We start from the raw sequence: 21,697 nt of genomic DNA on the forward strand, positions 1-21,697 counted from the left end.
TCGCCAGGCAGGAGGCAGGATGGCAACGGCCACGAAGACGCCGGCTAAACGAGCCACGTCTCAAACAAACGCGAGAGCCGCGGCAAAGCCGGCACGTACGTCGGCTCGCGGGGGCAACGGCGCGGTACAGCAAGGATCGTCGAAAGCCGCAGGGGGGGGCGCGAAGGCCCTGACCAGCGCCGTGGCGGAGCCAGCGAAAAAAGCAGCAGTCAAACGCGCGCTCAACGGTGCATCGGGGCATGGGTCGGCTGCGACGCGCGCCTCGACGTCGCGTGCGAAAAGCAATGGCGCGTTGCCGGCCGAACTCGCAGGCGACGTGCAGCAACTTGCGCGCGACGCGAATGCAGGCGAAGTGGTGCGCAAGACGCGCGCGTCGGCGAGCCCCAGCGGCGAAGCGGCGAGCGCCAGCGAAGTCGCGGTGCCGGTGCAGATCGGCGGCCTCACGCCCGAAGTGACGCGTCCGGCGTATTGGGACAAGGCCTGCGCCGACCTCGTCAAGCGCGACCGTATCCTGAAGAAACTGATTCCGAAATTCGGCCCGGTGCACCTGCTCAGTCGTGGCGATCCGTTCGTCACGCTCGCGCGCTCGGTGGTCGGGCAGCAGATCTCGGTCGCGTCCGCGCAGGCGGCATGGGCCAAGGTCGAGGCCGCATGTCCGAAGCTGGTGCCGCAGCAGTTCATCAAGCTTGGCCAGGACAAGCTGACCGCATGCGGGCTGTCCAAACGCAAGGCCGAGTACGTGCTCGATCTGGCGCAGCATTTCGTCTCGGGGGCGTTGCACGTCGGCAAGTGGACGTCGATGGAAGACGAAGCGGTGATCGCCGAACTCACACAGATTCGCGGCATTGGGCGCTGGACCGCGGAGATGTTCCTGATCTTCAATCTGTCGCGGCCCGACGTGCTGCCGCTCGACGACCTCGGCCTGATCCGTGCGATCAGCGTGAATTATTTCAGCGGCGAACCGGTGACACGCAGTGAAGCGCGCGAGGTCGCCGCAAACTGGGAGCCGTGGCGCACCGTCGCCACCTGGTACATGTGGCGTAGTCTTGATCCGTTGCCGGTCGACTACTGAAAAACAAGAAGCGAGACCGTTTCGCGCGCTATGGGTTGTCCACGTCCGATAGTTGAGAAATGGTTTTGACATGGGCGCGCGCGGTTAGAATACGCGCTGCCGATAAGTCCAAGGATTACAACCAATGAAGACCACGTTTCTGGATTTCGAGCAGCCGATCGCTGAACTCGAAGCGAAGATCGAAGAATTGCGCTTCGTGCAGGACGATTCGGCCGTCGATATTTCGGAAGAAATCGAGCGGCTGTCCAAGAAGAGTCAACAACTCACCAAAGACCTGTATGCCAACCTGACGCCGTGGCAGGTTTCGCAAATTGCCCGTCATCCGCAGCGTCCGTACACGTTCGACTACGTGAGCGAACTGTTCACCGATTTCCACGAACTGCACGGCGACCGCAACTATGCGGACGACCTGTCGATCGTCGGCGGCCTTGCGCGTTTCAATGGCCAGGCCTGCATGGTGATCGGTCATCAGAAGGGCCGCGACACCAAGGAGCGCGCGCTGCGCAACTTCGGCATGCCGCGTCCCGAAGGCTATCGCAAGGCCGAGCGTCTGATGCGTCTGGCCGAAAAATTCAGCCTGCCGATCTTCACCTTCATCGACACGCCCGGCGCGTATCCTGGCATCGGCGCAGAAGAGCGCGGCCAGTCCGAAGCGATCGGTCGTAATCTGTATGTGATGGCGGAACTCAAGACGCCGCTGATCGCGACCATCATCGGTGAGGGCGGTTCGGGCGGCGCGCTCGCTATCGCTGTCGGCGACAGTGTGCTGATGCTGCAGTTCTCGACCTATTCGGTGATTTCGCCGGAAGGCTGTGCATCGATTCTCTGGAAGAGCGCCGCGAAAGCGCCGGAAGCCGCTGAAGCGCTCGGGCTGACTGCGCATCGTCTGAAGGCGCTGGGACTGATCGACAAGATCGTCAACGAGCCGCTTGGCGGCGCGCATCGCGATCCGAAGGGCATGGCCGCCATGCTGCGCCGCGCGCTCTCCGATTCGCTGCGGCAGTTCCAGGGCATGAGCATCAACGACCTGCGTCAACGCCGTTTCGAACGGTTGATGTCGTACGGCAAGTTCAAGGAAACGAAGCCGGGCGCATGAGCCCGCGCGCGTTCTCTTTCGACCCTTGGCGCTTCACGCGCTAGCAACGTGACCACCACCCCCGATTCGCCCGCCGAGCGCCTCGTCATCGAGGCGGTCGGCCTAGCGCTGTCCGCGCTGCCTGCGAGCGCGCGTATTGCGGTGGCATTCAGCGGCGGCGTCGATTCCACGGTATTGCTCGATGCCGCGGTGCGGGTCGCGGGCGCATCGCGTTGTGTCGCGCTGCATGTGCATCACGGACTGAGTCCCAATGCCGATGCCTGGCTCGCGCATTGTCACGCGTTTGCGCGCGAGCGCGCGGTCGAATTCGACGCGCGGCGCGTCGATGTGCCGCGCGGGGCCGGCGCGAGTGTCGAGGCCACCGCGCGCGATGCGCGTTATCGTGCGTTGGATGCAATGTGTGCGACGCGCGGCGTGTCTACGCTATGGCTCGCGCAACACGCGGACGACCAGGCGGAAACCGTATTGCTGCAATTGCTGCGCGGCGCCGGTCTGGCGGGTCTTGCGGCGATGGCCCCCGACTTTCTCGTCGCGGGGACGTGCGCGAGGCGCGTGCGGCCATTGCTTCACCTGTTGCGCGCACAACTCGAGCAATACGCGAGCGAGCGCGCTTTGCACTGGATCGACGACGAGTCGAACGCGGACACCCGCTACGCTCGCAATGCATTGCGTCACGAGGTGACGCCGGCACTGACCGTGCACTTTCCCGGCTTTCGCGACGCGCTCGCGCGCACGGCCGCGCACGCGGCATCGGCGCAGCGCTTGCTCGACGCGCTCGCGCGCCTCGACATGGATGGGACGGCCGTGGACGAAGCGCGTGCACTGTCGCTGAGCGCGCTGCTCGCACTCGACGACGATCGCGCGCTCAACCTGCTGCGCTACTGGATGCGCACATTGGGGCTGGCGGCGGCATCGAGCGCGCGCCTGACCGACGCGTTGCGCCAACTGCGCGAAGTGAGCGCCGCGGGCGAGGGTCATCGTTTGCGGGTCGATCATGCGGGGCATGCGCTGCGCAGCTATCGCGGCCTCGTCTATTGGGAAGCGGGAGACAGCAGCGATCCCGCCGACGAAACTGCGCTCGCCACGCGCGAGATCAGCGAACTCGCGTGGCAGGGGGAGTCCGTGTGGCATTTGCCCCAATGGCGGGGCACGTTCGTGTTTGCCCCAGTGGATGATGCAACGGCCAATGAAGGCGCCGCCCTGCATGCGAACGCCGTCGCATCCACTTCCGACACGGTCCCGGTCGTCGTCCTGCGACGCGCATTGTTGAGCGCACGATCGCGCAGCGGCGGCGAACGAATGCGCATCGCCGAGTCGCCCAGCGCGCCGAAGCGGACCTTGAAGAACCTGTTTCAGGAGCGCGGCATTGCCGCGTGGAAGCGCGATGTGCCACTGCTTTACGTCGGCGACGAATTGCTGTTCGTGCCGCTTCTCGGCATAAATCGCGCCGCGCTAACCGGCCTCGCGGACGCCGGGGAAGCGCGCATTCGGATCATCTGGCGCGAAGATGTGCTGATCGTCTGACCGGCCGGTCGGACTGTTCGGCGAGCGACGCGGCGAGTCTCGAAAGAACGCGTCAAACCGCACGCAACAGGACTTTGCAGCGCCGGTTCCGCGCGTTCCGAGGGCCGGCGCGGCTTGTCTTTTTGCCCCTGATCGGGTAGGTTTACGTGTTTGCCCGACCCGATTTCGCCGTCGCTTTTGTCGCTGTCGCCGGTTTGCGCGCGTGATCCGTCGTTTCCGTTAAGCCACTAGCGATTATTTCCGGGCAAATCCGCGCGTGTTGCACGCGCGCTGCATTTACGCCGCCACACACTCTGCCGTCGTTCACGAGACGTTGCGCTTGCTGTGCTTATGTGCGGGTGTCTCCAGCGCGCCAGCGCGGTTTCTCCTCCAGTTCAGAACGACAATGGCACTCATCGTACATAAATACGGCGGCACTTCGATGGGCTCCGTCGAGCGCATCAAGAACGTCGCCACGCGCGTTGCGAAATGGCACAAGGCCGGCCACAAGATGGTCGTCGTGCCGTCGGCGATGTCCGGCGAAACCAACCGCTTGCTCGGGCTCGCGAAAGAAATCACGACTCAACCGAGCCCTCGCGAACTCGATATGATCGCCGCCACCGGCGAGCAGGTCAGCTCGGGACTGCTCGCCATCGCGCTGCAGGAAGCCGGCGTCGAGGCGGTCAGCTATGCCGGCTGGCAAGTGCCGGTCAGGACGGACAGCGCGTTCACCAAAGCGCGCATCAGCGAGATCGACGGCGAGCGTGTGCTGCGTGACCTCGACGCCGGCAAGGTGGTGGTGATCACCGGCTTCCAGGGCATCGACCCGGACGGCCACATCACCACGCTCGGCCGCGGCGGCTCGGACACCTCGGCGGTCGCGGTCGCGGCGGCGTTGAAAGCGGATGAGTGCCTGATTTACACGGACGTCGACGGCGTATATACGACCGACCCGCGCGTGGTCGAAGAAGCGCGGCGGCTCGATCGCGTGACGTTCGAAGAAATGCTGGAAATGGCCAGCCTGGGTTCGAAGGTGCTGCAGATCCGCTCGGTGGAATTCGCCGGCAAATATCAGGTGAAGACGCGTGTGCTGTCCAGCCTGACCGATCCGCTGACGCCGCTCGACGCTGAGATGAAGTCGGGAACCCTGATTACTTTTGAAGAAGACGAGACCATGGAAAAAGCAGTCATCTCGGGCATCGCGTTTCAGCGCGACGAAGCTCGTATCGCCGTGATGGGTGTGCCCGACAAGCCGGGCATCGCGTATCAGATTCTCGGCCCGGTGGCGGACGCCAATATCGACGTCGACATGATCATCCAGAACCAGAGCGTCGAAGGCAAGACGGCCTTCACGTTCACGGTTGGCCGCGGCGACTATCAGCGCGCGATGGACATCCTCACCGGCCAGGTGAAGGGCCACGTGCAGGCCGAACAGGTGCTCGGCGATCCGAAGGTGTCGAAGGTGTCGGTGGTTGGCGTCGGCATGCGTTCGCACGTCGGCATCGCGAGCACGATGTTCCGCACGCTGTCGGAAGAGGGCATCAACATCCAGATGATCTCGACATCCGAAATAAAGATTTCCGTATTGATCGACGAGAAGTACATGGAGCTCGCCGTGCGCGCGCTGCATAAGGCGTTCGATCTCGATCAGGCATAAATGGCATGAACTACGGGGCGCTGCGAGGCGCCCCTTTTGTTTTGCACGGCCAATGTGAAGGAACTGCCTCCGCTATGACCGGGCTGGCACAAAAAGTGTTCGTCAGACATTGACCTTGGCGGTTCGGCCCGCTATTATCTTGGCTTCGTCGCACTGACTCCCTGTGCGACAGAAAGTTTGGGAGACGTGGCCGAGAGGTCGAAGGCACTCCCCTGCTAAGGGAGCATCTGGGCCAAAACCTGGATCGAGGGTTCGAATCCCTCCGTCTCCGCCAGTGATGGCGGTGGAACCCCGCAGAGTCTCGGCTCTGCGGGGTTTTTGTTTTTCGGCGGTGACTCGCAGCGCGCCTACCGAAACGCTCGATGTTTCATTTCAGCGGGTCATTTCATTCGCTAGCGGTGAAGCCAGCACACTTGCACCGGTCCAGCAGCGGATGCTGGCCACTCTCGCGACAGCCTCGAATCGCACACGAGTTGCGATGGTCAGCCTGTTCGCCGCTTTGAGACGCAGGGCGAAAAGTTGCCGGTGACGGCGCATCCCACAGCCCCGACATATATTTCGGCGTCCATATCAAGTGGCTGCCAACCAGGAAGCAATCTTGCGCGCATGCCGCGCTAATTTCTCCGAGCACGTCTGTCATTGACGAAAGCGACCATGGGAAGCGTGGATCCATCTCCGTGTATACCCGATTGCAACGAATTTTTTCCCGTGAAACACTGCGCTCTATCTGTTGTGTCGGACAAGACTCCGATATATCGGACAGCCGGATGCCGCCGTGCGATCGCTTCGATGTCCTCGATCGGAGAAACCTCACCCAGCTATCGTCGACCGCCGCTCTTCATACACGCATTCGCTTTTCAATCGGATCGGGACTAAAAATGAGACTCTTCAGGGAACGCGCCAGGTTCACTTGTCTAATCGCCGCAGCCGGTCTGTTGGTGCTTGCCGGCTGCACCAAAGTTGCCGCGCCAGAGCAGGGCGTGGCCGCCGACTCGACGCTCAAGCAAGTTCTGCAACGCGGCACGCTACGCGTGGGCGACTGTTTGACATTTGCACCATTCGGTTTCTACAACAAGGACGGCCAACCTGATGGCTACGACGTCGACCTGGCGAAAGAACTGGCGAAGCAGATGGGCGTCAAGCTCGAGGTCGTGAACACGACGAGCGCGAACCGCATTCCGAATCTGCAAACCAGCAAGGTCGACGTGGTGTTCTGCAACTTCACCCGCAACCTCGAGCGGGCAAAGGAAATTGCGTTCACGAATCCCTATGTGGTCGCGAGCGAGGCGCTGCTGGTCAAGAAGAGCAGCGGCATCAAGTCCATCAACGACATGTCGAACCGCACCATTGCGACGGTCAAGGGTTCGACGAATGGCGACGAAGTGCGCTCGCTGAACATGCAGGTGAAAATTCAGGAATTCGACAGCTCGCAAGCGGCCATCCTCGCGGTGAAGCAGGGCCAGGCCGATGCGATGATCGAGGACAACAACTTTCTCGCCTATCAGGCATCGCTCGATCCGGCCCTGACCGTCACGAACGAAGCGCTGGTTCCGCTCGAATACAACGCGTTCGGCGTCAAGGCCGGGGATCAGGGGTGGCTCAACTACCTGAACCTGTTCCTGTTCAACGTCAACGCATCGAAGCAGAACGCACAGTTGTACAAGAAGTGGTTTGGCGCGGAGCCGCGTTTTCCGCTCAATCCGCAGTACTGAACCGGTGAGCGCCGCGCTGCTCGACTGACGGAGGAACCATGAGCTATGAATGGGTGACCCTTGCGGGTTATTGGAGCGATTTCCTTCGCGCGGCGTGGCTGACGCTGCAGGTCACGCTACTGGCTTTCGCTCTCGCGATGCTGCTCGGCTTGCTCACGGCGCTGGCGAGCACATCGCGCGTCAGGCTGCTGCGAGCGATCGCCGGGGTGTATATCGAAGCGATCCGCAATACGCCGGTGCTGCTGCAGATCTTCATTGTGTTCTTCGGATTGCCATCGCTCGGCATCGGCCTCAATGCCTATTCGGCAGGCGTCATCGCGCTAGGCGTGAATGTCGGCGCATATCTGGCCGAAGTGTTTCGTGCCGGTATCCAGTCGGTGCCGCGAGGGCAGCTCGAAGCCGCGTCGATCCTGGGTCTGGAACGTTCGCAGATCTTCGTCGAAGTGGTGCTGCCACAGGCCGCGCGCGCCGTCTATCCGGCGATCGTCAACAACCTGATCCAGTTGCTGCTCGGCACGTCGCTGCTCTCGGCCATCGCGTTGCCGGAGCTGAGCGGAACGGCGACGGTGATCAACGCGCGCACGCTGCTCTATATCCAGACTTTCTCGATCACGCTGATTGCCTATCTGTTCTTGAGCAATCTGCTGTCGTGGCTGGCGGACCAGATCGGCGTGCGCATCTTCCATCCGCCGCTTCTCATGAAAAAGCGCACGGGCCGGCCGTTCTTTCTCGCGCGTCAGGCCGATCGTACGTAAGCGCTCAACAGGAGATCGAACATGTCGAGCGAATTGTTAATGACGAGTCTGGCAATCCTGTTTCAGGGCCTGCTCGCGACACTGCTTCTGTCCGCGGCGTCGATCGTCGGTGGAACGTTGATCGGCCTCGTGGCGGCCGTATTGCGCTCATTCGGACCCTGGGGCACGCCGCGCATCGCAAAGCTCTATACCGAGCTGTTTCGTGGCACGCCGGTGCTCATCACGCTGATGTTCATTTACTTCGGCGTGTCGTACTTCGGCTACGCAATCGATGTGTTCGCAGCGGGTGCCCTGGGCTTGAGTGTCTATCAAGGCGCCTACATTGCCGAAGTGTTCCGTTCCGGCATCGAGGCCGTGCCGAAAGGCCAGTGGGAGGTCGCGCAGATTCTCGGCCTGAGCAAGACCCAGGCGTTCTTTTCGGTGATCCTGCCGCAAACGGGAAAGATCGTGTTGCCGCCGCTCATCGGCCAGTATTTGTCGCTGATCAAGGATACCTCCATCGTCAGCATGATCGGCATGTCGGAACTGATGCATGGCGGTCAAGCCATCGTCGACCGGGTCGGCAAGCCGGTGGAGATTTATGGACTCGTTGCCGTGCTGTATTTCATCGTGTGCTTTCCACTGTCGCAGTGGGTGCGCCACCATGACCGAAGAAGGAGCGTACTGTCATGACCACTGTCACTACGTCGAAGCCCATCATCAACCTTGCCGGCGTGAGCAAGTCGTTTGGCGCTACGCAGGTCCTCAGGGAGATCAACCTCGAGGTGCGGCCGGGCGAAGTGCTCGTGCTGATCGGTGCATCGGGATCGGGAAAGAGCACGGTGCTGCGCATCATGAGCGGTCTGGAAACGGCCGACACGGGTGAAGTCTGGGTCAACGAAGTACCGCTGCACGATGCGCGTCGGGCTAGGGAGATTCGCGGTCATGTCGGTATGGTGTTCCAGCAGTTCAACCTGTTTCCGCATAAGAGCGCGCTTGGCAACGTGACGCTCGCGCTGATCAAGGCACGCAAGATGAACGCGGCGGACGCAAAAAAGCGTGGGATGGAGGCGCTCGAGCGGGTGGGTCTTGCCGATCGGGCGGATCACTACCCCAGCCAGCTCTCGGGCGGGCAGCAGCAGCGCGTCGCGATCGCAAGAGCGTTGGCCGTCGAGCCGGGCATCATGTTCTTCGACGAAGCTACCTCCGCTCTGGACCCGGAACTCGTCGGCGAAGTCACGGAGGTCATGCGCGGACTGGCGCGCGACGGGATGACCATGGTCGTTGTCACGCACGAGATGGGCTTTGCGCGCAAGACGGCCGACCGCGTCGTCTTCATGGATAAGGGTGTCATCGCTGAACAGGGCGCTCCCGACGAGATTTTCGTGAACCCGCAGAACGAACGCACGCGCCAGTTCCTCCATCGTGTGCTGGACCATTGAGTCCCCCGGGACATTGCGTCAGGCGTCGGCGAGCCGCAGCGTGGGCCACGCGTCGCTGCTCACGCGAAACTCGCGTCACAAAAAAAGCAACAGCGAAGATTAACTGCGATCCCTATTCGCCGACGGAGTTCAAGGAATGTCTGCACCGGAATCATCGAGGGCCAGGGGAGTGGACCGCGTCATCGGCATTCTCAAGCAGTTGCATATCGCGCGGCGGCCGATGACGATGCGCGAACTGATCGAAGCGACCGGCGCGCCACGCTCGAGTATCTACGAGCTGGTCACCATGCTTACCGAAGCGGGATGGCTCGAAACAACGCCGGACGGCAGCGTGTTTTTCGGCCGCGAGATGCACTACTACGGCTCGGACTACGCGGTCCACAACGATCTGATCAGCCGCGCGCACCAGGCGATCCTGGCGCTCGTGCGCACGCATGACGAGACCGCGCAGCTGTGTATGCTCGAAGGCAACAAATATACCGTGGTCCTTTCGGAGAACAGTTCGCGGCCGTTCAACATCAGTTCCGACATCGGCGTGAAAGTGCCGATTCCATGGACCGCTTCGGGCCGCCTGCTGCTCGCCCATATGCGGGCGGACGAAATTCGCGGCTTGATTCCCGACGAAGACTTTATTCTCGACAACGGCAGACGCGTCGAATTCGAGGACTTTATTGCCGATGTGGAACGGGCCGCCGAGCAGGGCTACTGTTGCACGGAGGGTCTGTCGAATACTTTTCGGCTTTGCATGGCGGCGCCTATACGCGACCGTGCCGGTCTACCGGTCGCAGCGCTGTGTTTCATGACGAGCCGGGATACGAATGCCGAGAAGCGCGCGTCCATGCTCGCCGATCTGATCAAGTCGTCGAAGGCGTTATCGCAACCGTATGCCCGTTTATAGGTGTATAACGGCTCGCATGTCGCCGTTTGCTTCCTGGGCCGCCGCCACGATGCGTCGGAACGCGGCGGGCGTTCAAGCCCCTTCGATTCGACATCGACATTGGCAATGACCAACGGCGTCCTGCCGCCGGCCCCCCGCATTCGCTCCAGGGGCGGCGTTAGCAAAAGGTGTCCCATGTAAGCAAAAGTAACCGCTCGGCGGCCGGCGGGATGTTGCGCGTCAGTTATTACAAACTTGAAATATCCCGCGACGCGCGTTGCGCTATATTTTTCGGACCAACAACACATTCTTCAAAAGGGTGATCAATGAAGTCCGCTCGTTTTGTTCCGTTTCTGATCGGGGTCTTGACGTTGAGCGCATCGGGTGCTGCTATGGCCTCTGGCCTGAACGTAGGCGTCAATATCGGCATTCCAGCACCGGTCTACGTTGCGCCGGCGCCCGTCTATGCACCGCCGCCGCCCCCGCCGCCGCCTGTCGTTTATCAACCGGCGCCCGTGTACTACGGCGGTCCGTCGATCGTGGTCGGCTGGCATGGCGACCGCTATTGGGACGGCCGCCGCTACTGGGCGCGTGACGACTGGTATCGCCATCATCCTCAGGGCCACGGCAACTACGGTCGGGACCACTACGACAATCATCGCGGCTGGCACTAAGCAGTACGGCGAGCCGTGCGGCGCGATCAGGCTGGCGTCGCAAATCGAAAAGCCGCCCGAAAGGGCGGTTTTTCGTTGCCGGCTCACACGCGGGCTCAATCTCGCTCCGAGACCAGCGCTAGAGCGGGCGCATCGATAGCAAGCGCATCAATCAAACAGGGACGCCATCGTGCAGCCCGAGACCCGCGCGTGCATTATTCATTCGACCGCAGGCGCCATCCCTCCGAACACCCGCACTGATGGCTGCGCGATCCCGTATGCAATCGAACGGTTCAACGACAGGCCTGCCAGCACCCGACGTTCGTCAGCGAGAAAGTCCATGCGAACTACCGGACGGCCGGCTCGCCGCGCGAAGGATGCCCGCTGCCCAGGCGCGACTGCGCGGATTAATTCGGTAGAATTCCCCCACACTGCATCTGCCCACTGACCAAACAGGCCCTCATGATAACCGGCTCGCGACGGGTTCAAACGCCTCATGCATTTCGGTGCAGCGCGCTTCACGGACCTTCGCGCAGCGGCCTCCCCCAGGTAGGGCGTGCGCTTCGCGCGTCGCCCGCGTCTTACGCATGGCGACGCGCACGCGCTGTCGCGGCGGCGTGCGTGCTCGCCATCACGGGTGTGCTTGTCGCGCCCCAAGCCCATGCCGTCCATGCGATCGCGCAATACGGCGAACCGAAATATCCCGCCGGCTTTGCGCACTTCGACTACGTCAATCCGAATGCGCCCAAGGGCGGCACGCTGGTGCTGGCCAACCCCAGCCGTCTGACGAGCTTCGATAAATTCAATCCGTTCACGCTGCGCGGCAATACCGCGCCCGGCGTGGACCTGCTGTTCGAAAGCCTGACCGTGGGCAGTAGCGACGAAATTGCATCCGCCTACGGGCTGCTCGCCGACGACATCCAGCTCGCGCCTGACGGCTTGTCCGTGACTTTCCACATCAACCCGCGCGCGCGCTTTTCGAACGGCGATCCGGTCACCGCCGACGACATCAAGTTCTCCCTGGACACGCTAAAGAGCCCGCAGGCCGCGCCCCAATTCGCGTCGATCTTCGGCGAGATCACGCGCGCGGTCGTGGTCGATCCGCAGACCGTGCGTTTCGAGTTCCGTCAGCGCAATCGCGAACTGCCGCTGCTCGCGGGCGGCATGCCGGTGTTCTCGCGCAAGTGGGGGATGAAGGCGGACGGCAGCCGCATTCCGTTCGACCAGCTGGCGTTCGAAAAGCCCATCGGCAGTGGACCCTATCTGATCGAGCGGTACGACAACGGCCGCACGATCACATATCGGCGCGATCCGAATTATTGGGGCGCACAGTTGCCGGTGCGCGTAGGCATGAACAATTTCGATCGCATCGTCTACAAGCTGTATTCGGATAGCACGGCGCGGCTCGAAGCGTTCAAGGCCGGCGAGTACGATGCACTCGTCGAGTATGTAGCGCGTAACTGGGTGCGGCGCGACGTCGGCAAGAAGTTCGATAGCGGCGAGTTGATCAAGCGCGAGTTCCCGCAGCACAACGGCACCGGCATGCAAGGCTTCATGCTCAATACGCGGCGTCCGTTGTTCCAGGACGTGCGCGTGCGCAAGGCGCTCGGTCTCGCGCTCGACTTCCAGTGGCTCGACCGGCAGCTGTTCTACAACCAGTACCGGCGCATCGACAGCTTTTTCGCCAACACGGACTGGCAGGCGAAGGGCTTGCCTTCCCCGGGCGAACTGGCCTTGCTCGAGCCGTGGCGAGCGCAGATCGACCCCGCCGTATGGGGTCCGCCGCCCAGGCAGCCCGATACCGATCCGCCGGGGTCGCTGCGCGCCAATCTGCTGCAGGCGCGTGCGTTGTTGCAAGAGGCCGGCTGGACTTACCGCGACGGCGCGCTGCGCAATGCCCGGGGCGAACCGTTCCAGTTCGAGATTCTCGACGACTCCGGCTCGGCCGGGCAGATGGAGCCAATTGTCGCGACCTACATCCGCAATCTCGAGAAGCTGGGCATTACCGCGACGTTCCGCGTGGCGGACTACGCGGTCTATCAGAAGCGGCTGGATGCATTTGATTTCGACGTCACGACGATCCGCATGCCGGATGTGCAGGTGCCGGGCTCGGAGCAGATCGAGCGCTTCGGCAGCAAGGCTGCCGATACCAAAGGGTCCGACAACGTGATCGGATTGAAGTCGCCGGTGGTCGATGCCGTTCTGAACGCGCTCGTGCACGCGCAGAGGCGCGAGCAACTGCTGGACGCGACGCACGCACTCGACCGGCTGCTGATGCATGGCTACTATGTGGTGCCACATTGGTACAGCGGCACGCATCGGGTCGCATTCAAGCGCGGCCTCGCGTGGCCGAAAACGCTGCCGCTGTACTATGGCGCGGAGGGGTGGATCACGTCGATGTGGTGGTACGGCGAGCCGCAGGCGTCCTCAGTGGTACAGCCCCAGGCACAGCCGGACCAGGCACCGCCGCAGTCGCCGCCGAAGCCATAGCGAGACCCGCCACGGCAGCAGCGCGCCATTCATTCACCGCCTTCGCATTTCGCACCGGAACGCCGCCCATGTGGAGCTACATCCTCAAACGTCTGTTGCTGATGATCCCGACCTTGCTTGGCGTGCTGACGCTGACCTTCGTCGTGATCCAGTTCGTGCCGGGCGGTCCGGTGGAGCAGATGCAGCACGAGCTGCGCAAGGGCGCGGAGAACGGCGCGCCGTTCGGCCTGCGTGCGCATACCGGTGTCGACGCGCAACAACTCGCGCAACTGAAAGAACTTTACGGCTTCGACAAACCGCCGCTGCAACGCTACCTGCTGATGCTCAAGCGGTTCTCGACCTTCGACCTCGGGCAAAGCTATTTCCGCCATCAAAGCGTGTGGTCGCTGATCGTGTCGAAGCTGCCGGTGTCGATCAGCATCGGCCTGTGGACTTTCTTCCTCACGTATCTGATATCGGTGCCGCTGGGCATCGCGAAAGCGGTGCGCAACGGCTCGCGCTTCGATGTCGCGACGAGCCTCGTGGTGCTGATCGGCTATGCGATTCCGGGCTTCGTGCTGGGCGTGCTGCTGCTCGTGCTGTTCGGCGGCGGCACGTTCTGGCAACTGTTCCCGCTGCGCAATCTCACGTCCGACAACTGGGCGCAGTTAAGTCTTGGCGGCAAGATCGTCGATTATCTGTGGCATATCGCGTTGCCGATCACGGCATCGGTGGTGGGCAGTTTCGCCGTCGTCACGATGCTGACGAAAAACGCCTTTCTCGACGAGATCCGCAAGCAATACGTGCTGACCGCGCGCGCCAAAGGTCTGTCCGAAAAGCGGGTGCTGTGGAAGCACGTGTTCCGCAACGCGTTGTTGCCGCTGATCGTCGGCTTTCCGGCGGCGTTCATTGGCGCATTCTTCACGGGCAGTCTGCTGATCGAGACGCTGTTTTCGCTCGACGGCCTCGGACTGCTGTCGTATGAGTCGGTGGTGCGCCGCGACTATCCGGTCGTGCTGGGCACGCTGTATCTGTTCACGCTGATCGGCCTCGCGACCAAGCTGATCTCCGACCTCTGTTATGTGTGGGTCGATCCCCGCATCCAATTCGAACAACTGGAGCGCTGATGAATCGAGCCCGTCTTTCCGCCGACGCGGCGGCGCGCGCCGAACCCGCTCGCGCATTCGTGTCGCCTTCGCCCGCGCGCCGCGTGTGGCAGCGGTTTCGCCAGCAGCGGCTCGGCTACTGGAGTCTGATCGTGTTCGTGGTCGCGTTCGCCGCGAGTCTCGCGGGCCCGCTCTGGTCGAACGACAAGCCGCTGGTGGTGCGCTACGACGGCCACCTGTATTTCCCGCTCTTCAAGACGTATGCGGAGACCACGTTCGGCGGCGATTTTCCGACGCCCGCCGATTACCTGGATCCGTATATCAAGCACCGGTTCGACGCACCGGGCAACTTGGCCATCTATCCGCCGAACCATTACTACTACGACACGCTGAATTACTTCTCGAAGGCGCCGAACCCGGCGCCGCCGTCGCGCGAGAACTGGCTGGGCACCGACGACCGCGGCCGCGATCTGTTCGCGCGGCTGCTCTATGGCTTTCGGGTGTCGGTGGAGTTCGGGCTGGTGCTGACGCTGATCGGCACGGTACTGGGCATTGCCGCGGGCGCGGTGCAAGGTTATTTCGGAGGACGTATCGATATCGTCGGGCAGCGTCTGATCGAAATCTGGAGCGCGATGCCGGAGCTCTATCTGCTGATCATTTTCTCGTCGATCTTCGAGCCGGGGTTCATTCTGCTGATCGTGCTGCTGTCGCTGTTCGGCTGGATCGGCTTGTCCGATTACGTGCGCGCGGAATTTCTGCGCAATCGCCAGCAGGATTACGTTCGGGCGGCGCGAGCGATGGGGCTGTCGAACTGGCAGATCATGTGGCGCCACGTGCTGCCCAACAGCCTCACGCCGGTGATCACGTTTCTGCCGTTTCGCATGAGCGGCGCGATTCTCGCGCTGACGAGCCTCGATTTTCTCGGCCTGGGCGTGCCGTCGCCGACGCCGAGCCTCGGTGAGCTGCTTGCGCAAGGCAAGGCGAATCTCGACGCATGGTGGATCTCGCTATCCACCTTCAGCGTGCTTGTCGCGATGCTGTTGCTGCTGACCTTCATGGGCGACGCGCTGCGCAACGCGCTCGACACGCGCATCTCCGATGCGATGCGCGCCGGAGGCAATCAATGAGCGCTGCGGTCAAGAACAACGGACAAAAGCTGCCTGCGGCGCCGCTGCTCGAACTCGACCATCTGCACGTGACTTTCGGCGACACCGTCGCAGTCAGCGACGTCACGCTCGCGATCGAGCGCGGTGAGCGCGTCGCGCTGGTCGGCGAATCGGGATCCGGCAAAAGCGTGACTGCGCTGTCGATCTTGCGGCTTTTGAGCGACGCGCAAGTGAGCGGCTCGATCCGTTTCGACGGCGCCGATCTGCTCGGCAAGAGCGAGCGCGAGATGCGCGGCCTGCGCGGCTCGGACATCTCGATGATCTTTCAGGAACCGATGACCGCGCTCAATCCGCTCTACACGGTGGGCGACCAGATTGCCGAAACCATCGTCGTGCACGACGGCGTGTCGGCGCGCGAAGCGCGCAAACGCGCGGTCGCGCTGCTCGGGCGCACGGGTATCGCCGAGCCGGCCAAGCGCGTGAACAGCTACCCGCATCAGCTCTCCGGCGGGCAACGGCAGCGCGCGATGATCGCGATGGCGCTCGCATGCCGTCCCAGACTGCTGCTCGCCGACGAGCCCACCACCGCGCTCGACGTGACGATCCGCGCTCAGATCGTCGATCTGCTGCTGGAGTTGCAAAGGGACGAAGCGCAAAAGCGCGGCATGGCCGTGCTGCTGATCACGCACGACCTGAATCTGGTGCGCCACTTCGCGCAGCGCATTGCGGTGATGGAGCGGGGCGTGCTGGTCGAGACCGGACCGGTCGAGCAGGTGTTCGACTCGCCGCGGCATCCGTACACGCAGCGTCTGCTCGCAAGCCGGCCGCAGCGCACGGTCGTGCCGGTGCTGCCCCTCTCGCCGGTTGTGCTGGAGGCGCGCGCGGTCTCGGTGGATTTCAAAACGAAGCTGCCGGGCTTCGGCGGCTGGTTCCGCTCAGGGCGGTTTCGCGCCGTCGCCGCTGCGAGCGTGTCGGTGCGCCAGGGCGAGACGCTCGGCATCGTCGGCGAATCGGGTTCGGGCAAGTCGACCTTGGCGATGGCCTTGCTCGGTCTGCAGCGCGCCGCGCAGGGCGAGATCGAGTTTCAGGGCAGGGCGCTCGGCAGCTATCGGGGCGCGGAACGGACCACGTTGCGCTCGAACCTGCAGGTCGTCTTTCAGGACCCGTTCAGCTCGCTTTCGCCGCGTCAGACGATCGAGCGCATCGTCGGCGAAGGGCTTGCCCTGCATCGGCCGCAGATGACGCCGCAAGCGCAGCGCGACAAGGTGGTGTCGGTGCTGCGCGAGGTCGGCCTCGACCGCACGGTGCTCTATCGCTATCCGCATGAATTTTCCGGCGGCCAGCGTCAGCGCATCGCGATTGCGCGTGCGCTGGTGCTCGAGCCGCGCGTGCTGATTCTCGACGAACCGACCAGTGCGCTCGATGTGTCCATCCAGCAGCAGGTGCTTAAACTACTCGCCGGGCTGCAACAGAAGTACAACCTCGGTTTTGTTTTCATCAGCCACGATCTGGCGGTTATCGGCGCGATGGCGCATCGCGTGGCGGTGATGCAAAACGGTTCGATCGTCGAAGCGGGCGATGTCGAGAAAATTTTTGCTGCACCCGGCCATCCTTACACCAGAAAGCTGCTGAAAGCGGCGCTTGAGCATTGATTTTGCAACCCTTTTCCCAATTGGGCGTCCATCTCGATTGATTTTCACTATTTGTTTTGACATGTGAATACTTACTGGCTAGTATCGACCCAACTTTTTTCCGTAGACCCCTGATTTTTAGGCAAAAACTACCGACCAATGCAGCACAGAAACCTAACCCAGGCTTGCACGCGCGTCGTCGCCGGGATGTTCATTGGCGTCTTGATGGCAGCAACTCCCGGCGCTTTCGCCGACGAAGTCAGCAGTTACAATCAGAATGCCTCCTATTCGACCCTTGCCGGGTCGAATTTTTCGTCCGCTCCCAGTTCCCCAGCGGCCGCCGCCGACAGCAGCGGCGGCGCGAAATCGTTTCTTTCCGGCATGGCCGGGAAAGCCGGTGACGTGGTGGTCGGCGCGCTCAACATGATCGGCGTGCGCTACCGTTGGGGCGGCAATACGCCCGATTCGGGGCTCGACTGCAGCGGCTTTGTCCGCTACGTGTTCCAGGATACGCTCGGCATGGCATTGCCGCGCCGCGCCGAGGAAATGAGCCGCGTGGGCGAGAAGGTTCGCGTCAGCGACCTGAAGCCGGGCGATCTGGTGTTCTTCAACACCATGCGCCGCACCTTCTCGCACGTCGGCATTTATATCGGCGACAACAAGTTCGTGCATTCGCCATCCACAGGCAGCACGATCCGCGTCGACGACATGGATAGCGGCTACTGGGAAAAACGCTTCACCGGTGCGCGCCGCATCGAAACGTCCTACCAGGAGGGCGAAGATTTGCGCAAGCGCGTCAATGCGACGATTGGCGGCAACAACTGATTTTGAGCCGCTGTTTTAGCGGCGATCAAAAGCCTGCTTCTTTTGAAGCAGGCTTTTTCTATTTGAGCGGTGTTTTTGCAGTGGCGTTGCACTCGCGCGATGCGGTCCGCTCCGGTAATCATCGCTACTGCCAGTGGCTTGCTGCGCGTCGCCTGCGCTCGCCCTGCGCCGCGCGGCTCGCGATGGCAAGCGGCGTTCGGCGCGCCACCTTACGCCGTCGCGCGACGCGCGGTCAGCTTGCGCTGCAACTCCGGCATCATCTTTGCCACCGCTTCTTCGCCGGCCAGAATCGCCGCGTTGCGCTGGGAGAAGTCACTGCCGCTCATCGCGGCCAGGTTCGGCCGGATCACGAAGTCGGCGTACTTGTCGAGTTCATAGGCCTTGATCGTCTGGCCCATGATCGTGAAAGTCTGCATCAGCACGTCGAACGAACTGGCCGTCAGGCCACTTTCCGGGCGCTGCGAAATATCCACGGCGATCACGAAATCAGCGCCCATCTTGCGCGCGAACGATGCCGGCACCGGGCTTACCAGGCCGCCGTCGACATATTCGTGGCCGCCGATCTTCACCGGCTCGAAAATCGACGGCACGCTGCATGACGCGCGCACCGCGATGCCGGTGTTGCCGCGCTGAAACAGGATCGGCTGACCGGTTTTCAGGTCGGTGGCGACCACGCCGAGCGGCTTGACCATCTTCTCGAGCGGGCGGTTGTTCAGCGTGGTGTTCAGGTAGTTTTCCAGAGCGACGCCTTGCAGCAAGCCGCGGGTGCGAAACGGCATTGCCCAGTCGCTTATTGACGCTTCGTCCATGGTCAACGCGAGCTTGTTGAGCGCAAAGCCGTTCATACCGGATGCGTACAGCGCGGCGACCACCGAGCCGGCGCTGGTGCCGGCCACCAGGTCGATGTGGATATTGCGCGCTTCGAGCGCCTTGATCACGCCGATGTGCGCGAAACCGCGGGCCGCCCCGCCGCCCAGCGCGAGCGCGACGCGCATCGGCGGCTGCGGTTTGTCGAGCGGCGGCGCAATGACGGTGGGCGCAGCGGCGAGCGGCGCGTTATCTGTTCTGCCGCCGGTCGTGGTGCAGGCGGCCAGTACGGCGGAGGCGGCCGCCAACGAAAAGTTGCGGCGGGCAAGACAGGGTGACGAGGGTTTCAACGAGTTCTCCAGCAACGGCGCTCGCGACGCAAGTTGCGTCGCGAGCGCCGCGCTCGGCCTGACAGTCAGACGGACGGGATTGCCGCAAGGCAGATCCGCGCGCCCTGGTCCTATCTCCGACCGCGGCGCGCGCACATGATAAAGCAAAGCCCGAGGCGTGCGGCGACCTCGTAACGAACCGTTGCAGAGCCAACGTTCAGATGTGGCGGGCGTTTTTCCAGCCGTTTGGCGTGCGCTTGAGTGCGCCGCGCGCCTGGCGGGCGGGGCGTGTAGCGGTTCGGTCGAATGCCGACGTCTGCCTCAAGGATGCGCGCCCCGGCCCTTCGGCCGAGGAATGGCCGGCGCGCGCGGCAGGTATAATTCCGCTCTCGCATTTATTTCCCTCGTGCCCATGCAACGCGCTTGCGTCGCATGGGTGCGCTCCGCTGCCGCGCTTCACGGCTGATGTTCGCCTGGGGGCCGGCGCCAGTCTTCCGAGTAACCGCTAATGACCACGTCCGTCCGTACCCGTTTCGCACCGAGTCCCACCGGCTTCATCCATCTCGGCAACATTCGCTCCGCGCTCTATCCGTGGGCGTTCGCGCGCAAGATGAAAGGGACCTTCGTGCTGCGGATCGAGGACACCGACGTGGAGCGCTCAACCAGCGAATCCGTCGACGCCATTCTCGAAGGCATGGCGTGGCTCGGTCTCGATTTCGACGAAGGCCCGTTCTACCAGATGCAGCGCATGGACCGTTACCGTGAAGTGCTCAAGCAGATGCAGGACGCGGGGCTCGTGTACCCCTGCTACATGTCGACCGAGGAGCTCGACGCGCTGCGCGAGCGGCAACGCGAAGCCGGCGAAAAGCCCCGCTATGACGGCACGTGGCGCCCCGAGCCTGGCAAGGTTCTGCCGCCGCCGCCGCAAGGCGTGCAGCCGGTGCTGCGCTTTCGCAATCCGCTGACCGGCGTGGTTGCATGGGACGACGCCGTGAAGGGCCGCATCGAGATTTCAAACGAAGAACTCGACGACCTCGTGATCGCGCGGCCGGACGGTACGCCGACGTACAACTTCTGCGTGGTGGTCGACGATCTGGACATGCGCATTACGCATGTCATTCGCGGCGACGATCACGTGAACAACACGCCGCGGCAGATCAACATCCTGCGCGCGCTGGGCGGCGAGCCGCCGGTGTATGCGCACTTGCCGACCGTGCTGAACGAACAGGGCGAGAAAATGAGCAAGCGGCACGGCGCGATGAGCGTAATCGGCTATCGCGACGCCGGGTACCTGCCCGAAGCGGTGCTCAACTACCTGGCGCGGCTAGGCTGGTCACATGGCGACGCGGAAGTGTTCTCGCGCGAGCAGTTCGTCGAATGGTTCGACCTGGAGCACCTGGGCAAGTCGCCGGCTCAGTACGACCACGACAAGCTGAACTGGCTGAACGCGCACTACATCAAAGAAGCCGACAACGCGCGCCTTGCCGGGCTTGCCAGGCCGTTCTTCGCCGCGCTGGGTATCGATGACGCAGCGCTCGCGCAGGGCGCGGATCTGACAGCGGTGGTGGGTTTGCTGAAGGACCGTGCGTCGACGGTGAAGGAGATCGCCGAAAACGCCGCGATGTTCTACCGCACGCCGGCGCCCGACGCCGAATCGCTGGCTCAGCACGTGAGCGACGCGGTGCGCCCGGCGCTGGCCGACCTGGTCGCCGCATTCAAGACCGTCGAATGGACCAGGGAGGCGATCGCCGCGGCGCTGAAGGCGACGCTCGGCGCGCACAAGCTGAAAATGCCGCAACTCGCGATGCCGGTGCGTCTGCTGGTGGCGGGCACGACGCATACGCCGTCGATCGACAGCGTGCTGATGCTTTTCGGGCGCGATGTCGTAGTGAGCCGGATTGAAAAGGCGCTGGCCTGAGTCGGAGCGTTCGCGAGCGCGTCGAGAGCCTTTACGTGCGGCTTGAAAAAGTTTGCATGGATTGGGTCAAAGGCTATTTACAAAGGGCAGGTTGGCCTCTAGAATCTCGTTTCTCTGATGTGCAGGGGGTATAGCTCAGCTGGGAGAGCGCTTGCATGGCATGCAAGAGGTCAGCGGTTCGATCCCGCTTACCTCCACCAACATAGAGCAAAGTTGTTCTGAAGTCTGGAAGTTGGAGTAAAAAAGATTTCACAAACAGCCGAAACGTAGTTAAAATAGCGTTTTACGCTGGTGAATGAACGCAATTGTTGTCGAGTTAGCGTGCATCAGCAGCTGTCAAACGACAGATCTGAAAAGATTATGTCCCCTTCGTCTAGAGGCCTAGGACATCACCCTTTCACGGTGAGTACAGGGGTTCGAATCCCCTAGGGGACGCCAAACATCAGCGTCGCTTTAGTGTTCGAGTTACGGCTCGACGTACATTAAAGCAGCGCAGCTTGCAGAGAATCAACCGACGCTCGCAAGCCAGGGTGCAAAGACTGGAGTGGTAGTTCAGTCGGTTAGAATACCGGCCTGTCACGCCGGGGGTCGCGGGTTCGAGTCCCGTCCACTCCGCCAGACAAAGCCCGTTCACTTCACATCTGAACGGGCTTTTTCATTAAAAGTGTAAGCAGTACGTTGTCCCCTTCGTCTAGAGGCCTAGGACATCACCCTTTCACGGTGAGTACAGGGGTTCGAATCCCCTAGGGGACGCCAGAAC

18 protein-coding genes and 5 tRNA genes are annotated in these 21,697 nt (G+C 62.5%); 21 read left to right on the forward strand and 2 right to left on the reverse strand.

Features of this window, described 5'->3' with window-relative positions; translation table 11 throughout:
* Positions 1 to 19 precede the first annotated feature (19 nt).
* The 11 genes from ABQJ48_RS00830 to ABQJ48_RS00880 all read left to right on the forward strand — a co-directional run bounded on the left by ABQJ48_RS00830 (position 20) and on the right by ABQJ48_RS00880 (position 10,767).
* Positions 20 to 1,072 carry an endonuclease III domain-containing protein gene (locus ABQJ48_RS00830; RefSeq protein WP_367835328.1) on the forward strand — a complete coding sequence of 351 codons (1,053 nt, stop codon included), beginning with the start codon at positions 20 to 22 and terminating at the stop codon, positions 1,070 to 1,072.
* Between the two features lie 124 nt (positions 1,073 to 1,196).
* Positions 1,197 to 2,168, forward strand: a complete 972-nt coding sequence (locus ABQJ48_RS00835) for an acetyl-CoA carboxylase carboxyltransferase subunit alpha (protein ID WP_367835329.1) — start codon at positions 1,197 to 1,199, stop codon at positions 2,166 to 2,168.
* A 48-nt stretch (positions 2,169 to 2,216) separates the two neighbouring features.
* Complete coding sequence (gene tilS, locus ABQJ48_RS00840; protein ID WP_367835331.1) at positions 2,217 to 3,692, forward strand: tRNA lysidine(34) synthetase TilS; 1,476 nt, start codon at positions 2,217 to 2,219, stop codon at positions 3,690 to 3,692.
* 385 nt (positions 3,693 to 4,077) lie between these two features.
* Positions 4,078 to 5,328 (forward strand): aspartate kinase, encoded by a 1,251-nt coding sequence (locus tag ABQJ48_RS00845; RefSeq protein ID WP_367835333.1) that lies wholly within the window; start codon positions 4,078 to 4,080, stop codon positions 5,326 to 5,328.
* Between the two features lie 180 nt (positions 5,329 to 5,508).
* Positions 5,509 to 5,602, forward strand: a tRNA-Ser gene (locus tag ABQJ48_RS00850).
* 604 nt (positions 5,603 to 6,206) lie between these two features.
* Positions 6,207 to 7,040, forward strand: a complete 834-nt coding sequence (locus tag ABQJ48_RS00855) for an ABC transporter substrate-binding protein (protein WP_367835334.1) — start codon at positions 6,207 to 6,209, stop codon at positions 7,038 to 7,040.
* Between the two features lie 38 nt (positions 7,041 to 7,078).
* On the forward strand, positions 7,079 to 7,795 hold the full coding sequence (locus ABQJ48_RS00860) for an amino acid ABC transporter permease (protein WP_367835336.1): 717 nt from the start codon (positions 7,079 to 7,081) through the stop codon (positions 7,793 to 7,795).
* 21 nt (positions 7,796 to 7,816) lie between these two features.
* Positions 7,817 to 8,467 (forward strand): amino acid ABC transporter permease, encoded by a 651-nt coding sequence (locus ABQJ48_RS00865; protein ID WP_367835337.1) that lies wholly within the window; start codon positions 7,817 to 7,819, stop codon positions 8,465 to 8,467.
* A complete protein-coding gene (locus ABQJ48_RS00870; RefSeq protein WP_367835338.1) occupies positions 8,464 to 9,216 on the forward strand; it encodes an amino acid ABC transporter ATP-binding protein in 753 nt (250 codons plus the stop codon). Before ABQJ48_RS00865 ends, ABQJ48_RS00870 begins: the two co-directional genes overlap by 4 nt.
* A gap of 136 nt (positions 9,217 to 9,352) precedes the next feature.
* Positions 9,353 to 10,114, forward strand: coding sequence for an IclR family transcriptional regulator (locus tag ABQJ48_RS00875; RefSeq protein WP_367835339.1), 762 nt, complete (start codon positions 9,353 to 9,355; stop codon positions 10,112 to 10,114).
* Between the two features lie 305 nt (positions 10,115 to 10,419).
* The gene (locus ABQJ48_RS00880) at positions 10,420 to 10,767 is read left to right on the forward strand and encodes a hypothetical protein (protein WP_367835341.1); all 348 of its coding nucleotides are present in this window, start codon (positions 10,420 to 10,422) and stop codon (positions 10,765 to 10,767) included.
* 198 nt (positions 10,768 to 10,965) lie between these two features.
* Here ABQJ48_RS00880 and ABQJ48_RS00885 read toward each other — a convergent pair whose 3' ends face one another.
* Positions 10,966 to 11,088 carry a hypothetical protein gene (locus ABQJ48_RS00885; RefSeq protein ID WP_367835343.1) on the reverse strand — a complete coding sequence of 41 codons (123 nt, stop codon included), beginning with the start codon at positions 11,086 to 11,088 and terminating at the stop codon, positions 10,966 to 10,968.
* A gap of 120 nt (positions 11,089 to 11,208) precedes the next feature.
* Between ABQJ48_RS00885 and ABQJ48_RS00890 the strand changes: the two genes are divergently transcribed.
* The 5 genes from ABQJ48_RS00890 (at position 11,209) to ABQJ48_RS00910 (ending at position 17,883) form a co-directional block, all read left to right on the forward strand.
* A complete protein-coding gene (locus ABQJ48_RS00890) occupies positions 11,209 to 13,236 on the forward strand; it encodes an extracellular solute-binding protein (RefSeq protein WP_367835345.1) in 2,028 nt (675 codons plus the stop codon).
* Between the two features lie 68 nt (positions 13,237 to 13,304).
* Entirely contained in the window at positions 13,305 to 14,342 is a 1,038-nt protein-coding gene (locus tag ABQJ48_RS00895; RefSeq protein ID WP_367835346.1) for a microcin C ABC transporter permease YejB, read from the forward strand.
* On the forward strand, positions 14,342 to 15,448 hold the full coding sequence (locus ABQJ48_RS00900) for an ABC transporter permease (RefSeq protein ID WP_367835347.1): 1,107 nt from the start codon (positions 14,342 to 14,344) through the stop codon (positions 15,446 to 15,448). Before ABQJ48_RS00895 ends, ABQJ48_RS00900 begins: the two co-directional genes overlap by 1 nt.
* Entirely contained in the window at positions 15,445 to 17,079 is a 1,635-nt protein-coding gene (locus ABQJ48_RS00905) for an ABC transporter ATP-binding protein (RefSeq protein ID WP_367835348.1), read from the forward strand. The genes ABQJ48_RS00900 and ABQJ48_RS00905 overlap by 4 nt, the downstream gene beginning before the upstream one ends.
* A gap of 138 nt (positions 17,080 to 17,217) precedes the next feature.
* The gene (locus ABQJ48_RS00910) at positions 17,218 to 17,883 is read left to right on the forward strand and encodes a C40 family peptidase (protein ID WP_367835349.1); all 666 of its coding nucleotides are present in this window, start codon (positions 17,218 to 17,220) and stop codon (positions 17,881 to 17,883) included.
* 209 nt (positions 17,884 to 18,092) lie between these two features.
* On the opposite strand, the gene ABQJ48_RS00915 is transcribed toward ABQJ48_RS00910, so the two are convergent.
* Positions 18,093 to 19,040, reverse strand: coding sequence for a patatin-like phospholipase family protein (locus ABQJ48_RS00915; protein WP_367835351.1), 948 nt, complete (start codon positions 19,038 to 19,040; stop codon positions 18,093 to 18,095).
* Between the two features lie 487 nt (positions 19,041 to 19,527).
* Here ABQJ48_RS00915 and gltX point away from each other — a divergent pair, with 487 nt between their 5' ends.
* The 5 genes from gltX to ABQJ48_RS00940 all read left to right on the forward strand — a co-directional run bounded on the left by gltX (position 19,528) and on the right by ABQJ48_RS00940 (position 21,693).
* Positions 19,528 to 20,937 (forward strand): glutamate--tRNA ligase, encoded by a 1,410-nt coding sequence (gene gltX, locus ABQJ48_RS00920; RefSeq protein WP_367835352.1) that lies wholly within the window; start codon positions 19,528 to 19,530, stop codon positions 20,935 to 20,937.
* Between the two features lie 124 nt (positions 20,938 to 21,061).
* A tRNA-Ala gene (locus ABQJ48_RS00925) sits at positions 21,062 to 21,137 on the forward strand.
* Between the two features lie 162 nt (positions 21,138 to 21,299).
* Positions 21,300 to 21,375 (forward strand) — tRNA-Glu (locus ABQJ48_RS00930).
* 103 nt (positions 21,376 to 21,478) lie between these two features.
* Positions 21,479 to 21,555: transfer RNA gene (locus ABQJ48_RS00935), tRNA-Asp, on the forward strand.
* Between the two features lie 62 nt (positions 21,556 to 21,617).
* Positions 21,618 to 21,693: transfer RNA gene (locus ABQJ48_RS00940), tRNA-Glu, on the forward strand.
* The last annotated feature ends 4 nt before the right edge of the window (positions 21,694 to 21,697 follow it).

It is taken from the genome of Paraburkholderia suaedae (assembly GCF_040812055.1).
GTDB lineage: Bacteria > Pseudomonadota > Gammaproteobacteria > Burkholderiales > Burkholderiaceae > Paraburkholderia.